General features: G+C 67.4%; 13 protein-coding genes and 1 tRNA gene. 6 read left to right on the top strand and 8 right to left on the bottom strand.

Going from position 1 to position 15,807, the window contains the following annotated elements:
• Positions 1 to 30: 30 nt before the first annotated feature.
• From ASG60_RS07425 to ASG60_RS07405, 5 genes are all read right to left on the bottom strand, one after another.
• A tRNA-Pro gene (locus ASG60_RS07425) sits at positions 31 to 107 on the bottom strand.
• 196 nt (positions 108 to 303) lie between these two features.
• Positions 304 to 3,513: a multidrug efflux RND transporter permease subunit gene (locus tag ASG60_RS07420; protein WP_056174235.1), complete on the bottom strand. Its 3,210-nt coding sequence runs from the start codon at positions 3,511 to 3,513 to the stop codon at positions 304 to 306.
• Positions 3,514 to 3,805: 292 nt separating this feature from the next.
• The gene (locus ASG60_RS07415; RefSeq protein WP_056174237.1) at positions 3,806 to 4,960 is read right to left on the bottom strand and encodes an efflux RND transporter periplasmic adaptor subunit; all 1,155 of its coding nucleotides are present in this window, start codon (positions 4,958 to 4,960) and stop codon (positions 3,806 to 3,808) included.
• A 137-nt stretch (positions 4,961 to 5,097) separates the two neighbouring features.
• Complete coding sequence (locus ASG60_RS07410; RefSeq protein ID WP_056174239.1) at positions 5,098 to 5,421, bottom strand: rhodanese-like domain-containing protein; 324 nt, start codon at positions 5,419 to 5,421, stop codon at positions 5,098 to 5,100.
• 29 nt (positions 5,422 to 5,450) lie between these two features.
• Positions 5,451 to 6,755 carry a glycosyltransferase family 1 protein gene (locus ASG60_RS07405; protein WP_056384797.1) on the bottom strand — a complete coding sequence of 435 codons (1,305 nt, stop codon included), beginning with the start codon at positions 6,753 to 6,755 and terminating at the stop codon, positions 5,451 to 5,453.
• A 191-nt stretch (positions 6,756 to 6,946) separates the two neighbouring features.
• Here ASG60_RS07405 and ASG60_RS07400 point away from each other — a divergent pair, with 191 nt between their 5' ends.
• Positions 6,947 to 7,816 (top strand): MBL fold metallo-hydrolase, encoded by an 870-nt coding sequence (locus ASG60_RS07400; protein WP_056174243.1) that lies wholly within the window; start codon positions 6,947 to 6,949, stop codon positions 7,814 to 7,816.
• Between the two features lie 3 nt (positions 7,817 to 7,819).
• Here the strand turns inward: ASG60_RS07400 and ASG60_RS07395 are convergent, their stop codons facing one another.
• Both ASG60_RS07395 and ASG60_RS23730 read right to left on the bottom strand, forming a co-directional pair.
• Positions 7,820 to 8,524: a glutathione binding-like protein gene (locus ASG60_RS07395; RefSeq protein WP_056384794.1), complete on the bottom strand. Its 705-nt coding sequence runs from the start codon at positions 8,522 to 8,524 to the stop codon at positions 7,820 to 7,822.
• 108 nt (positions 8,525 to 8,632) lie between these two features.
• The gene (locus ASG60_RS23730; RefSeq protein WP_277996229.1) at positions 8,633 to 9,205 is read right to left on the bottom strand and encodes an ATP-binding protein; all 573 of its coding nucleotides are present in this window, start codon (positions 9,203 to 9,205) and stop codon (positions 8,633 to 8,635) included.
• Positions 9,206 to 9,654: 449 nt separating this feature from the next.
• Here ASG60_RS23730 and ASG60_RS07390 point away from each other — a divergent pair, with 449 nt between their 5' ends.
• A complete protein-coding gene (locus ASG60_RS07390) occupies positions 9,655 to 10,821 on the top strand; it encodes a YncE family protein (RefSeq protein ID WP_056384793.1) in 1,167 nt (388 codons plus the stop codon).
• Between the two features lie 50 nt (positions 10,822 to 10,871).
• Here ASG60_RS07390 and ASG60_RS07385 read toward each other — a convergent pair whose 3' ends face one another.
• Positions 10,872 to 11,096, bottom strand: a complete 225-nt coding sequence (locus ASG60_RS07385; protein WP_056174248.1) for a hypothetical protein — start codon at positions 11,094 to 11,096, stop codon at positions 10,872 to 10,874.
• A gap of 486 nt (positions 11,097 to 11,582) precedes the next feature.
• On the opposite strand from ASG60_RS07385, the gene ASG60_RS07380 reads away from it, so the two are divergent.
• The 4 genes from ASG60_RS07380 (at position 11,583) to kdpB (ending at position 15,773) form a co-directional block, all read left to right on the top strand.
• A complete protein-coding gene (locus ASG60_RS07380) occupies positions 11,583 to 11,672 on the top strand; it encodes a K(+)-transporting ATPase subunit F (protein WP_056174250.1) in 90 nt (29 codons plus the stop codon).
• Positions 11,673 to 11,685: 13 nt separating this feature from the next.
• Entirely contained in the window at positions 11,686 to 13,401 is a 1,716-nt protein-coding gene (kdpA, locus tag ASG60_RS07375; RefSeq protein ID WP_056384791.1) for a potassium-transporting ATPase subunit KdpA, read from the top strand.
• 1 nt (position 13,402) lies between these two features.
• Positions 13,403 to 13,612, top strand: coding sequence for a hypothetical protein (locus tag ASG60_RS07370; RefSeq protein WP_056262353.1), 210 nt, complete (start codon positions 13,403 to 13,405; stop codon positions 13,610 to 13,612).
• A 67-nt stretch (positions 13,613 to 13,679) separates the two neighbouring features.
• On the top strand, positions 13,680 to 15,773 hold the full coding sequence (gene kdpB / locus ASG60_RS07365) for a potassium-transporting ATPase subunit KdpB (protein ID WP_056384789.1): 2,094 nt from the start codon (positions 13,680 to 13,682) through the stop codon (positions 15,771 to 15,773).
• The last annotated feature ends 34 nt before the right edge of the window (positions 15,774 to 15,807 follow it).

Raw genomic sequence — 15,807 nt, 5'->3', positions numbered from 1 at the left:
TCCAGCCTCCGGCTGTTTCCGTGCTTTGATTGGTCGGAGTAGCAGGACTTGAACCTGCGACCCCCTGTCCCCCAGACAGGTGCGCTACCGGGCTGCGCTATACTCCGTCAGATCGCTCCGAAATCCGCCGTTCCCCTCTCCCGAACCCATAACACGCATCTCTGGGGGAGGTGCGATCGACCGGGCCGGTGGCGAGTGCGACGCCCCTTGCGGGGTGGAGGCGTCTTAGCTTTCCACCCTCCGGGACGCAACCCCTAAGGTGGCTTCGAACGTCGGATGAGGGCGTTCGAAGCCATAGGTTTCTCAGGCGTGCGACGGGGTCGCGTGGGGATCGTGCTTATCGGGCGTGGTGTTGTCCGGGTTCTTGCCACGCTTCTTCGCGATCCAAATCAACAGGTTGCGGATCACGACATAGAACACCGGGGTGAGGAACAGGCCGAACAGGGTCGCGCCGATCATGCCGAAGCACACGGCGGTTCCGAGGGCCTGACGCATCTCGGCGCCCGGACCGGTGGCGATCACCAGGGGCACCGTGCCGAGGATGAACGCGAACGCCGTCATCAGAATCGGGCGTAGGCGCAGGCGGCAGGCCTCGACGGCGGCCGCCACCGGCCCCTTGTGCTCCGTCTCCTCGAGCTGATGGGCGAACTCGACGATCAGGATGGCGTTCTTGGCCGCCAAGCCGACGAGAACGATCAGCCCGATCTGCGTCAGGATGTTGTTGTCCTGGCCGCGGAACTGCACCGCCGCGAGGGCGGCGAGCACGCCTGTCGGCACCACCAGGATGATGGCGAGCGGCAACGCCCAGGATTCGTACTGGGCGGCCAGCACGAGGAACACGAGGAGCACGCCGAGCGCGAAGACATAGACGGCCGTGTTGCCCGTGGCCTTCTGCTGGAACGCGATCTCGGTCCAGTCGTAGGAATACCCCTCCGGCATGGTCTGGGCGATCTTCTCCATGGCCTCCAGAGCCTGTCCGGTGGAGATCCCCGGCTTGGCGTCGCCCTGGATCGGCACCGAGTAGAACAGGTTGAAGCGCTGGACGATCTGCGGTCCGCTGATCTCGCGGATGGAGGCCAGCGTTCCCATGGGCACCAGGGCGCCCGTGGACGAGCGGACCTTCAGCTGCTCGATGTCGCGCTTCTCCAGGCGGAACGCCGCGTCGGCCTGCATCCGGACCTGGTAGATACGGCCGAAGGCGTTGAAGTCGTTGACGTAGGCACCGCCGAGATTGGATTGCAGGGTCGCGAACACCGACGCCAGGGGTACGTTCAACATCCGCGCCATGGTGCGGTCGATGTCGATGAAGAGCTGCGGCGTGTCGTTGCCGAAGGTGGTGAAGACGCGCTGCACCTCCTTGCTCTGGTTGGCCTGGGCCAGAACCTCGTTGGCGGCCGCCAGCAGCGGGCCGATGGCCGAGCTCTGCCGGCTCTCGATCTGCATCTTGAACCCGCCGCCGTTGCCGAGGCCGCGTACGGGGGGGGGCGGGATGAACAGGACGCGGGCTTCCTGGATCCCGGCCGTGGCCTTGAACACGTCGCCGGTGATGACGGCGGCGGTGCGTCCCGTCGCGGCCCGCTCCTTGGCCCCCTTCAGGGTGAGGAACATCACCGCGCCGTTGGTGGTGTTGGTGAAGGTCGCGCCGTCGAAGCCCGAGATGATGACGGCGTTGGCGACGCCATCGACCTTGCGGGCGAGTTCGGCGGCATGCCGCACCACCGCCGTCGTCCGCTCGAGGGCGGAGCCGGCGGGAAGCTGGACCACGCCGATGAGGTAGCCCTGGTCCTGCTGCGGGATGAAGCCCGTCGGAACGGTGGTGACGAGGTGGAGCGTACCGGCGAGCACGCAGCCGTAGACGATCAGCATGCCGATGAGGCCGATCACCCGCCCGGTCAGGAACTGGATGATCCGGGCGTAGCCGTTCGACAGAGCGTCGAAGCCGCGATTGAAGGTGTTGGCGCACCACGCGATGAAGCGCGCGAGGAAGAACTTCGGCGGCTTGTGCTCGTGGTGGGGCTTGAGGAGCAGCTTGCAGAGCGCGGGGGATAGGGTGAGCGAGTTGAACATCGAGATGATGGTCGACGCCGCGATGGTGAGGGCGAACTGCTTGTAGAACTGCCCCGAGATGCCTGGGATGAACGCGGTGGGGATGAACACCGCCGACAGCACGAGGGCAATGGCGACCACGGCGCCGCCGACCTCGTCCATGGTCTTGTGAGCGGCGTCGCCGGGCGAGAGCCCCTCGGCCATGTTGCGCTCGACGTTCTCCACCACAACGATGGCGTCGTCGACCACGATGCCGATGGCGAGCACGAGGCCGAACAGGGTGAGGTTGTTCACCGAGAAGCCGAAGGCCGCCATGGCCGCGAAGGTACCGATGAGCGACACGGGAATCGCGATCACCGGGATCAGCGCCGTGCGCCAGCTCTGGAGGAACACCAGCACCACGATGACCACGAGGAGGACGGCCTCGAACAGGGTCTTGTAAACCTCGTGGACGGATTCCTCGATGAACTCCGTCGGGTTGTAGGCGATCTTGTACTCGACGCCGGGGGGGAAGTTCTTGGCGATGACGTCCATGGTCTGGCGCACCTGGCTCGCCGCCTCGAGGGCGTTGGTCCCGGGCCGCTGGAACACGCCGACGCCCACCGCCGGAGTCGCGTTGAGGAAGGACTGGGTGGTGTAGTCCTTCTGGCCCATTTCCGTGCGGCCGATGTCCTTGATACGCACGAGGCGGCCGTCGGCGGCCTTGACGATGACCTCCGTGAATTCCTCAGGGGTCTGGAACCGTCCCTGGGACTGGACCACGAGCTGGAACGCGTTCGACGCCGGAGCTGGGGGCGCGCCGAGGGCGCCGGAGGCGACCTGCACGTTCTGCTCCTGCAGCGAGGTCAGCACGTCGGTGGTCGAGAGGCCGTAGGCGGCGAGCTTGTTGGGGTCGAGCCAGATGCGCAGGGCGTACTCGCTGCCGCCGAACACCGTGATGTCGCCGACGCCGTCGAGGCGCAGCAGCTCGTCGCGTATCCGCAGGTAGATGTAGTTCGAGAGGTAGTTCTGGTCGTAGGTGTTGTCGGGCGAGAGCACGTGCACGACGAGCATCAGGTCGGGCGAGGCCTTGCGGACGGTGACGCCGAGGTTGCGTACGTCTGGCGGCAGGCGCGGCTGGGCCACCGAGAGGCGATTCTGCACCAGCACGTTGGCGATATCGAGGTTGGTGCCGACCTTGAAGGTGACGGTGAGCTGCATGTTGCCGTCGTTGGTCGACAGCGACGTCATGTAGAGCATGTTGTCGACGCCGTTCACCTCCTGCTCGATGGGGGTGGCGATGGTGGCGGCGACCGTCTCGGCATTGGCGCCCGGATAGGAGGCGCGCACCACCACGGTGGGCGGTACGATCTCAGGGTACTGCGAGACCGGCAGGGAGGCGTACGAGACGTAGCCGATGATCAGGAACAGGATCGACGTCACGGACGCGAAGATCGGTCGATCGACGAAGAAGTGGGCAAAACGCATGGGGTGAACCTCTCGCCGCTCCAGGGGGGTTCACCCCGGACGGGACCGTCTTGTCGTCAGCGGACGGGCGCACGGATCACGGACGATCCGGGTGCACGCTCTCCTCAGGTCTTACCGGCGATGGGCCGGACGTTCGTCTCGCGAGGCACCTTGCCCCCACCCGGCGCGCCGCGAAACGGGCGTGTCGTGCGACGACCCGGGGACCGCGGCACGACACGTGATCTTGCCGGTGCCCGTCGATCCTGCGCAAGCGGACCGGTCGACGGACACGGGAACGGGGAATCGCTGTCCGTCAGCTCTTGCGGGGCGGCAGCGTCGACGATTCGGCCGTGACCTTGGCGCCGGGGCGCACGCGGGACAGGCCGTTGACCACGACGTTCTCGTCGCCCTTCAGCCCGTCGCGGATCACCCGGTAGCCGTCGACCTTCGGACCGAGTTTGACTTCGCGCGAGGCGACCGAGCCGTCGTCCGCCACGAGGTAGACCACACGCTTGTCCTGGTTGGCCGAGACCGCGTCGTCCGGCAACAGAATGCCCTGGTACGGCTTTGTCGCGGGCAGCGACACGATACCGAACAGGCCCGGCTTGATGAAACCGTCGGGGTTCTCGACGGTGGCGCGCAGGAGCACGGTTCCGGTGGCGTTATCGACGCGGTTGTCGACGAAGTCGAGGACGCCCTTGCGGGTCGGCTTCTCTTCGCCCGTGAGCGCAATGAGGATCGGAACGCCCTTGCCCCGCTGGGTCTGACCCATGCCGATCCCGAGGGATCCCTGGTACTTCAGGAACGAGCGCTCATCGACTGTGAAGCCGAAGAAGATCGGGTCGAGGGACACGATGGTGGTCAGCAGGGTCTGGTCGGTGATGACGATGTTGCCCTCGGTGACGAGGCGCCTGCTGATGCGGCCCGAGATCGGGGCCTTCACCTCGGTGAAGTCGTAGTTGAGCTGGGCCTGGCGCAGCTGCGCGTCGGCGCTGTCGACATCGGCCTGCGCGGTCTGCGAAGCTTGGCGGCGCTGGTCCGTGACCTGCTCGGAGATGTTGCCAGAGCGGCTCAAGGTCTGGGCGCGATCGAGGTCGGTCTGCGAGAAGTTCAGCCGCGCCTTGGCGGAGACCAGGGCGGCCTGGGCCTGGTCGAGGGCGGCCTTGTAGGGGCGCCGGTCGATGACGAAGAGCAGATCGCCCTTCTTCACGTTGGCGCCGTCCTGGAAGTTGAGCTTCTCCAGGTAGCCCGTGACCCGGGCACGGACATCGACGATCTCCACGGGATCGAACCGGCCCGTGTACATGTCGGTCTCGACGATCTCGCGAACCACAGGCTTGGCCGTGGTCACCTTCGGCGGTGGACCGCCCGGCGCCTGGGCCAGGACCGGAAGGCCCGCCCCAACTGGAAGCCCAGCCAGGGCGAGACCGAGGGCCGGAAGAAAACGGAAGAGCGGACGCCTGCGCATATCGATAATCCCTATGCCCTTCGAGCTAGAGGTACGGTGCCGCCCATGGAGTGCGCTGCCGCACATGGTCGCTCGTCCGCCTGAAACCGAACGCGGTGTTCGCGAATACGGCCTGATCCGGTGGTCGAGCCGCGAAGCTATCGCGTGATCGGCTCGCCGGCGCCGTACCAATCCTTGAAGCCGCCGATGTAATGGGCGTCGATGGCGAGCCCCGCCCGCTGTGCGGCTGCCAGGGCGTGCACGGAGCGGACGCCGGCAGCGCAGGAGAACACCGGACGCCTGCCATCCTCCGACACCAGGGCGGCGATTGCGTCCGGATCGAAGGTCGAGAGCGGGTGCGTGACCGAGCCCGGGATGTGACCGCTGGCATATTCATGCGGCTCGCGCACGTCGATAAGCAGGATCGTCCCGTCGGCGAGCCCCGTCTTGACCGTATCCCGGTCGAGATCGACCACGTTCATTGATCCATCCTCGTTCGTCCGCTGTTGTTTTAAGCGCGTGGGGAGGTGGCCGCAACGCGCTCGGCCAGAACCGCGTCGACGCCGGCGAAATGCCCTGTCCAGTCGGGCGGTGCGTAGCCGTCGAGGCGCGACTTCAGGTCCGCCCGCAGGGGGGAGGCGGGAGCGCTCAGCGCCTCGATGGCTTCGCGCCAGCCCGGACCGTCGAGGGGGTCGAGGAGGTGGGCGAAGCCGCTTCCGATCTCGCGATGCACCGCAAGATCCGAGGCGACGACGGGCAGGCCGCAGGCTGCGGCTTCCACAACCGGCAAGCCGTACCCTTCTGCGAAGGAGGGCATCAGGAGTGCGGTGGCCCCCTGAAGCAGGCGGGCGAGGCCGTGACTCGATAGACCGCCGACCTCGATCACGTGCGCCCGCATGGCCGGGCAGCGCTCCAGCATGTCGATGATGTTCTCCGCCTCCCAGCCCCGGCGTCCGACGAGGACGAGGCGCGGCGTCGCCGGGCCGTGGCGCTGGGCGAGGTCGCGCCAGAGGTTGAGCAGGCCGAGATGGTTCTTGCGCGGCTCGATGGTGCCGCAGGCCACGAAGGTCGGACGGTCGGGCACCAAGTTCGGGGCGCCTGAGGCCGGCTGGAACACCGGTTCGACGCCGAGCCAGGCCACGGTCGTCGGGCGTTGGGGAAGGCCACGGGCCGCGAGATACCCCGAGAGATGCGCCGCGACGTCGGCCGAGTTCACGAGGATATGGGCCGCATGGGCCGCGATGGTCCCCATTCGGGTGGCGTGGCGCTCGGCTTCGCCGGGTCGGCCGTATTCCGGATAGGCGATGGGGATGAGGTCGTGGACGAAGAAGACCGGGCGGATGTCGCGGCGGTCGTAGAGCCAGTCGAACCGCTCCGGCCTGTCGAGGCGCAGGTGCGAGGTGTGGAGGTAGACCGTCCCCTTCGGCAGGCGGTCTGGGCCGCGTGCGCGCAGCACCGTCCAGGCCGTGCGGGCCTGAAGGCGTCGGCGTGCGGCGGTGTCCGGGCGCCGCGGCGGGCTCGATGTCTCGCGCACGGGTGAGCCGAGGGCTCCGGCAAGGCGGCGATAGACCGGATCGTCCTCCGCCGCGCGATCTTCGACCCAGCCCGCCGCCACAGCCTCGACGATCGCGGCGGCCTCGGCCCGTTCCAGCACCTTCGGGCCGAGGGCCGTCGAGACGAGGCCGAAGCGCGCACCGGTCTGCCCCAGGACATGGCGGGCGTAGGCGAGGTCGACCCGGTCGATTCCGCTCGGCGAGGCGTGACGAAGCCGGGTGATGAGGCGGGTGAGGTCGAAGGCGATCGAGGAGACGGGCATGATCCTCCGGTTGCGTTCAGGCGCGGCGCCGTATCGAGGCGCTTGTCTCGGCATCGACTTTTCCGAAAGCCGGCAACCACCTTTCGGGCCGATGCCCTATATGCGTGCCACAGCCCCGCGCCGATCCCTTAGTTAAAGGGATCGATCAACGCCACCCGCAACGCCGTCTGGCCAACCCGAGCAACGCCCCCGTGTCTCCCGGTTACCTGCCCTTCGCGGGCGCCCTCGATCTGCCCGCCTACACCTGCGACAATTGCGGGTTCTGGCAGCGCCACTTCACCGCTCCGGCCGGTTGCCCCATGTGCCTCGACGCGCGCCACGTGGTGCCGCAGAACGGATGGCAGTTCTGGACGGAGGCGGAGGCGCAGGCGCGCTTTCCCTGCCACTGGGAGGAGCTGGAGCCGGGTGTCTGGCGGTTCTGGAACGACCCGGTCTCGGGAATCGGGCCGAGCGCGTATCTGATTCAGACGCCACACGGCAACATGGGCTTCGAGGCCTGCCCGGTCTTCAGCGAAGCGGCGCTCAAGCACATCGCGAACCTCGGCGGCATGCAGGTGCTGTCGTCGTCCCACCCGCACGCCTACGGCGCTCTGGTGCAACTGCAGGACCGGTTCGACCCGGAATTATGCCTGCCGGCCGCCGACTTCGTGTGGAGCGCAGCGCTTCAGGTGTCGTGGCCCTACGACGATTTTCTCGAGCCCCTGCCGGGACTCGAACTCCACCGCACCGCCGGACATTTCGATGGCCACGCCGTGCTGTTCGACCGATCGCGAAAAATCCTGTTCTGCGGCGACGCCCTGAAGTTCGAGCTCGACCCGAAGGATTTCCGCCGGGCCGTCACGATCTCGGCTCACAAGGCGTTCGTGCGCGGGGTGCCGCTCACCACGAACGAGTTGCGGCGCTACCGCGACGTGTTCGCCCAGCTCGACTTCACCCAGACCTGGACGCCGTTCGAGCCGGCCGCCAATTGCGGCCGGGCCGAGGTTCTGGCGCTCCTCGACGGCATGCTGGCGACCCGCCCGCATGCCGCCCCGGTCGCCCTCGATTCGCTCCGCGGTTGAGGATCAGGCACGCCCCTCGGCGGTCTGACCGAACATCACCTTCTTGGCGTCCTCGCTCATGGTCTTGCCGAAATCCGGGTTGACCTCCGGTGCACGGGCATAGGCCGCCTTTGTGGCCGGGCGCTCCGCGATGGTCGTGAACCATCGCGCGAGGTTCGGGAAATCCGAAAGGGTCTGGCCCTGCTTCTCGTAGGGCACGATCCACGGATAGGCGGCCATGTCGGCGATGGAATAATCCGCACCGGCCACGAACGCGCGATCGGCGAGGCGCCGGTCGAGGACGCCGTAGAGCCGATTTGTCTCGTTGACGTAGCGGGTGATGGCGTACGGTACCTTTTCGGGGGCGTACTGGGTGAAGTGATGGTTCTGGCCGAGCATGGGCCCGAGGCCGCCCATCTGCCAGAATAGCCATTGCAGCACCTCGGCGCGGCCACCCAGGTCTCGCGCGATGAACCGACCGGTCTTCTCGGCGACGTACAGCAGGATCGCGCCGGACTCGAAAAGCGACACCGGTTCGCCACCGCCCTCGGGCGCGTGATCGACGATGGCCGGCATACGGTTGTTGGGGGAGATGGCAAGGAAGTCGGGCTTGAACTGCTCGCCGGTGCCGATGTTCACGGGCTTGATCGTGTAAGGCAGACCGGTCTCTTCGAGGAACAGCGTCACCTTGTGGGCGTTCGGCGTTGGCCAGTAATACAGGTCGATCATGGAGCATCCTTGATTCGTGCGCGAAGGCGATGAGCGCAACGCACGGTTACGCGCGCCGACCGTCGAACGGTTCACGCAGGCCCCATTGATCCCAGGACATGCCGGCGATCAATGGGTTTGCGGTTCGCCGGGATTCGGCTTCGATGCCCAACCGATTTGGCCGGGATCTCTTGCGGGTACAGATCGGCGCGCGTCAGCGTCATGGGAAGATCGAGGGTGATGACGGCTCCCACCGGCGGTCCTGGCTATCTCGATCTGCCCCTGTACGCTCGTTGCGACGAGGCTGAAGACAATGTGTAGGCCGAGGCCGCCCTGGTCGCGCCCCGTCGTAAAGAACGGATCGAACACCGTCCCGAGGTTCTCAGACGGGATACCGGCGCCGTTGTCGGAGCGGGATGATCGACGATGGTCAACAGAATGGTCCCCGAGACCGGCAAACGAACGATCGGGTTGAACATCGTCTGTCCCCCAACGCGACCGTCCGGCACCGTCGCCCTCGACAGCCTGTCTGCGTTGGCCGAGCAGAGCCCCCCGAAAGCGCTGGTCGTTCGCATGACGGACTGCGCTGTCACACGCGATCAGGACCGGCCGCAGCCGGATGCCTCGCCGTCCCGCCAAGGGGAATTGAGCTGGCGTGTCCGCTCGCGGCCCGGCCGCTCGCGGCCCGGCCGCTCGCCGCACGGGGTGCAGCTTCGCGCTTCGGCCTCACGCACGAGGCGCTCGGCCATGGCCCGCACCGCGTCCTCGCTGTCGGCGACATGACCGAAGGTGACTTGTCGAATTCAAAGACGTGGTCGGGGCCATAGCGGAAGCCCTCGGGCCAGAGACCGAGCAAGTGATCGAGCGTTGACTATCAGGAGGTCGACGTCGTAAACTACGTTAGTTATTGATGCCGACCAAATCTAAGAAATAGTTTAATCACATGATAAAATCAATATAGATGTCTTGCTTAAGGTTGGAATTTGGTCGTGAGGCAACACTGAATTAATTTCAAATACATGAGGGTGGCTTCCTAGGCCCTATGCCCGAGGGGCAACGACGGAAACGGCCGGGCGTCGCAGTACGGGGCCGGCCGCAAAGCGGCGATGCAACGGACGGGCTTTCCGGCGGATGTCCCCTATGTCGGGGTCATGAGAAGAACCCTCACAAACGCCGTCCGGGCGATCGCGCTTCTCGTCGTCACCAGCGCATCCGCGGCCGGGGCGCCACCCTTCATCCTTGTCGGCCTCGACGGTAAGACCTTCTTCGATCCCGCAGGCGGCCGCAACGGCCCGAATGGCCACGATTCCGTCGGCATCCTCGATGTCAGCGACGAGGCAAGACCTCGCCTCGTTCATACCCTGCCCCTCGACAATTCCGTCTACGGACCACCGACCAACCTCGGAATCACCCCGAACGGTCGGCTCGGCCTCGTCGCGAGTTCCGTCCTGATGCGGCAGGAGGGGACCGCCTGGTACGCGCAGCCCGACGACCGGCTCCATGTCATCGATCTCGCTGCCGTGCCGCCCCGTCTTGTCGAGACGGTCAAGGTCGGTCGTCAGCCATCCGGGATCGCCATCGACAGGTCCGGCGGCCTGGCATTGGTTGCCAACCGCGAGGGTCGCAGCGTCACCGTCCTGACCATTGCCGGGACCACGGTGCGCACGGTCGCCACCATCGATGTCGGCGACGAAGCGGCGGCGGTGGCCTTCGCGCCGGACGGGCGCCGGGCCTTCGTCGCGAAGAACAAGGCCGCCAAGCTCGGTGTCCTGTCCATCGACGGAACGCAGGTGCGCTCCGAAACCGGACTCGATCTGCCCGTCGGCCCCGGCGTCTACGGTCTCGCCGTCACGCCGGACGGGGCCGTCGCCCTCACGGGCAATACCGGGCCCGAGCCGAGCGACGGCCATGCCGACACCGTGAGCGTGATCCGTGCCGATGGGACTCGTCCCGTCGTGATCGATCATCTCGGCATCGGCGACACGCCCGAATCCCTGGCCATCGCCCCCGACGGACGCCACGCCGCCGTCTCGGTCGTACGCGGGGCGAGCGCACCGCACGGCAGTCCGGGCTACACGCCGAACGGGGCCGTGGCGCTGCTTTCCATCGCGCCCGACGGCCAGGTCCGGCGCGTCGCCGAAGCCCCAGCCGGGGCTGTGACGCAGGGCATCGTCTTCAGTCCGTCCGGTGATTACGTCTACGTCGGCAACTACGTCGACCGGACGCTCGGCGTCTACCGAGTCGTGGGGGATACCCTCACGGACACCGGCCACCGGGTGACCCTTCCGGGACAACCGGCCTCCCTCGGCGGGCGATAGGCGGCCCTCCAGCTACTTTTGGGGCGACGCCCGTCGGCGGCGGGTCCGCCTCAATCGCCCATCGGGAAGTGCTCGATGAAGCGCACGCCCTGCCAGAGCTCGATGGCGTGGCCATCGACGAGCGCTTTCGCACGTGCGCAGGCCTCCTCGTCGTTCCGCGAGTCGAGGCGGACCGACCCGACGAGCGAGCCATCCTTCCCGAGAACCAGAGCGCGGTAAGCGGGCTCGATCTCCGGGTTCGTCTTGCCGCGGCTTCCCGAGCTATTCTTCGCCATAGGGATGTAGGGCTCCGGCATGGAAGAAGGCAGCCGTCACCGCGGCGCAACCCGACCGCTCGCGCGAGGTCGGCGTCCTTTCTCGGCGTGTGGATCGACGGCGTAATTAACTTGGATCAATTGGCTGTAAAAAGGTGTCTCGTGCACCCGGATCGGACTCCGGGCGGCCGGTGCCCGTTGGGTTCGGCCCTTCGCGCTGCGGACGGCTCTCGGCGCGTAATCCTCAGGGGGCTTCCCCTCGAACGAGCACGACACACAGTCTGGCGATCCTGATGGGATCCTTATGAAATCGCCCGCGCTTCCATCTCGAACCCTCATGCGGAACGCGTCCACAAGGGTCAACGAGCACGGCCAGTCCCGACACCGGCTCGCCGAACCGCAACGGACGCACCATGCCGGACATCACGTTCATCGCCCTCGGGCTCGCTTTCTTCGGCCTGGCCGCCGGCTACGCCGCGCTCTGCGAACGCCTCTGAGCCCCGCGCCATGACCCTCGACCTGACACTCGGCGCCCTCACGGCCCTGGGGCTGTTCGGATATCTCACCTACGCCCTCGTCCGCCCCGAGCGGTTCTGACGGAACCCTCCCCATGACCCTGAATGGCTGGATTCAGATCGCGTTGTTCTGCCCGGTCGTGGTGGCGCTTGCCCGCCCCCTCGGTGGCTACATGACCCGCGTCTTCGCGGGGAAGCACACCCTCCTGTCGCCCGCGCTCGGCCCCATCGAGCGCGGCCTCTACCGCGCCGCCGGCATCGATGCGCGGCAGGAACAGCACTGGCTGGCCTATGGGCTATCGATGCTGACCTTCCACGTCCTCGGCTTCCTCGCCCTCTATGCGCTCCTGCGCATCCAGGCCGCGCTGCCGCTGAATCCGGACGGCCAGACGGCGGTCGCGCCGGACCTCGCCTTCAACACCGCCGCGAGCTTCGTCACAAACACGAACTGGCAATCCTATGGCGGCGAGACGACGTTGTCGTACCTCACGCAGATGCTGGGCCTGACCCACCAGAACTTCCTCTCGGCGGCCACCGGCATCGCCCTGGCGGTGGGGCTGGTGCGCGGGTTCAGCCGGGCTTCGAGCCGCACGATCGGCTCGTTCTGGGTCGATCTCACACGCACCACCCTCTACGTGCTGCTGCCGCTCTGCGTCGTCTACACGCTGTTCCTAGTGTCCCAGGGGATTCCCCAGACCCTCGGGGCGGCCGTGGCGGCGACGACCCTGGAGGGCGCCAAGCAGACCCTCGCGGTCGGTCCCGTGGCGAGCCAGGTCGCCATCAAGATGCTCGGCACCAACGGCGGCGGGTTCTTCAACGCCAATGCCGCGCATCCGTTCGAGAACCCGACGGCCCTCGCGAACTTCGTCCAGATGGTCTCGATCTTCGCCCTCGGCGCGGCGATGACCAACGTGTTCGGCCGAATGGTCGGCGACGAGCGCCAGGGCTGGGCCATCCTCGCCGCCATGGCCGTTCTGTTCCTCGCCGGTACCGCCATCGTCTACGGAGCCGAGAGCGCGGGCAGCCCCGTCCTCAACGGACTCGGGCTGACCGGCGGCAATATGGAAGGCAAGGAGGTCCGGTTCGGGATCCTGGCCTCTGCGTTGTTCGCCACCATCACCACGGCGGCGTCCTGCGGCGCGGTCAACGCCATGCACGACAGCTTCACGGCGCTGGGCGGCATGGTTCCGCTCATCAACATGCAGCTCGGCGAGATCATCGTCGGCGGCGTCGGGGCGGGCCTCTACGGCATCCTGGTCTTCGTCATCGTGACGATCTTCGTCGCCGGCCTGATGGTCGGACGCACCCCCGAATACCTCGGCAAGAAGATCGAGGGCCGCGAGGTCAAGATGGCGATGCTCGCGATCCTGTGCCTGCCACTGATGATGCTCGGCTTCACGGCCCTGGCGACGGTGGTCGCGGCCGGCCTCGCCGGACCCGCCAATGCCGGTCCGCACGGCTTCTCGGAAATCCTCTACGCCTTCACCTCGGCGGCGGCGAACAACGGGTCGGCCTTCGGGGGCCTGACGGCGAACACGGCCTTCTACAACACCACGCTGGGCCTCGGAATGCTGTTCGGCCGCTTCTTCGTCATTGTCCCGGCGCTCGCCATCGCGGGCTCGCTCGCGGCGAAGAAGACCGTGCCGGCCTCGGCCGGGACTTTCCCGACGGACAGCGGCCTGTTCGTCGGGCTCCTCGTCGGCGTGATCCTCATCGTCGGCGGCCTGACGTTCTTTCCGGCACTGGCGTTGGGGCCCATCGTCGAGCACCTCGCCGGCGGCCTGGGCCAGACCTTCTCGGCGGGCGGCTGAAATGCGTCACATCACGCTGCCCCGCCGCACGCCGACCCGGCGCGCCCTCGCCAAGCACCGGCCCCGCCCGCGGACGTGGAGCCGGGTCGACCGGCACCGATCCGCCCTTCGCATCTCGGACGTCGTCCTCGTCCTCCTGGGGCTGGCCCTGCTCGGCGCCCTCTGCCTCGGGGCAGCGGTGACTCTGCTCGGGCGAGCGCTCGCACCCTGACCGTCCCGATCCGCGCGGCGCTCCGGCGCTTCGGCCTCCTCAGAATCCCCCGCTCCGGATAGACGCCATGACTCGCCCAAACGCCACAAGCCTGTTTCAGGCCGCCCTCGTCGGGCCGGCCCTCGTCGGCGCCCTGACCAAGCTCGACCCCCGGACGATGGTCCGGAACCCGGTCATGTTCGTGGTCGAGGTGGTCGCCGTCCTGACCACGATCCTGTTCGTCCGGGACGTCGTCACGGGCGGCGCCAACCTCGCCTTCTCGGGCCAGATCGTCCTGTGGCTCTGGTTCACCCTTCTGTTCGCCAACTTCGCCGAGGCCATCGCCGAGGGACGCGGCAAGGCCCAGGCCGACAGTCTCCGACGCTCCCGCACCGAGACCATGGCGAAGCGCCTCACCGGACCCGGACGGGATCACGAGATGGTGCCGGGCAACAGCCTCACGGTCGGCGACGTGGTGCTGGTCGAGGCGGGCGACATCATCCCCTCCGACGGAGAGGTCATCCTCGGCGTGGCCTCCGTGAACGAGGCCGCCATCACCGGCGAATCCGCCCCCGTCATCCGCGAATCCGGCGGCGACCGCTCGGCCGTCACCGGCGGCACCCAGGTGCTGTCCGACGAGATCCGGGTGCGAATCACGGCCGCCGCCGGCTCGACCTTCGTCGATCGGATGATCGCCCTCGTGGAGGGCGCGGCGCGGCAGAAGACCCCGAACGAGATCGCCCTCAACATCCTGCTCGCGGGGCTCACCCTCGTCTTCGTCTTCGCCGTCGCCTCGATCCCGAGCTTTGCCACCTATGCGGGCGGCACGATTCCCGTCATCGTCCTCGTTGCCCTGTTCGTGACCCTGATCCCGACCACCATCGGGGCGCTCCTCTCCGCCATCGGCATCGCCGGCATGGACAGGCTGGTGCGCTTCAATGTCCTCGCCATGTCGGGCCGCGCCGTGGAAGCCGCCGGCGACGTCGATACGCTCCTCCTCGACAAGACCGGCACCATCACGCTCGGCAACCGGCAGGCGACGGAGTTCCGCCCCGTGCGCGGCGTGTCGGAGCGGAATCTGGCCGACGCCGCCCAGTTGGCATCCTTCGCCGACGAGACCCCCGAGGGCCGGTCCATCGTGGTCCTGGCCAAGGACCGCTACGGCATCCGGGCCCGCGACATGGCGAGCCTGAGCGCGACCTTCGTGCCGTTCACGGCGCAGACCCGAATGAGCGGCGTCGACCTCGACGGATCCTCCATCCGCAAGGGTGCCGTGGAATCGATCATCGGGTCGGTGAGCCGGCAGCCCATGGCGACCCACGGCTCGAGCGTCGCCCTGGATTACGGCACGGGCGCGGCCCCGGAGGCGATCCGAGAGATCCAAGCCATCGCCGAGGACGTCGCCAAGGCCGGCGGCACGCCCCTCGCCGTCTCCCGCGACGGCCGACTGCTCGGCGTGATCTATCTCAAGGACATCGTGAAGGGTGGCATCCGCGAGCGTTTCGCCGAGCTGCGCCGGATGGGCATCCGCACGGTGATGATCACCGGCGACAATCCCATGACCGCGGCCGCCATCGCCGCCGAGGCCGGTGTCGACGACTTCCTCGCCCAGGCGACCCCGGAGGACAAGCTCGCGCTGATCCGCCGGGAGCAGGCTCAAGGCAAGCTCGTCGCCATGTGCGGCGACGGCACCAACGACGCCCCGGCCCTGGCCCAGGCCGATGTGGGCGTCGCCATGAACACCGGCACCGTGGCGGCCCGCGAGGCCGGCAACATGGTCGACCTCGACAGCGATCCGACCAAGCTCATCGAGATCGTCGGGATCGGCAAGCAGCTTCTCATGACGCGGGGCGCCCTGACCACGTTCTCCATTGCCAACGATGTCGCCAAATACTTCGCCATCATCCCGGCGATGTTCCTCGGGCTCTATCCTCAGCTCCAAGGCCTCAACGTCATGGGGCTCGCCTCTCCCGAAAGCGCGATCCTATCGGCCATCGTCTTCAACGCCCTGATCATCGTCGCTCTGATCCCCCTGGCCCTGCGCGGCGTGTCCTACCGGGCGGTCGGGGCGGGCGCTCTGCTCGGCCGGAACCTCGCCGTCTATGGGGTCGGCGGCATCCTTGTGCCGTTCGTGGGCATCAAGGCCATCGATCTGACGATCACCGCCCTGCACCTCGTCTGAGCCGCGCCTCCCTGCTACCGTCGAGAACTCCGTC

Source organism: Methylobacterium sp. Leaf469 (assembly GCF_001424745.1).
In the GTDB taxonomy this organism is placed as follows: Bacteria; Pseudomonadota; Alphaproteobacteria; order Rhizobiales; family Beijerinckiaceae; genus Methylobacterium.
This window is presented reverse-complemented; position numbering and strand designations above follow the sequence as displayed.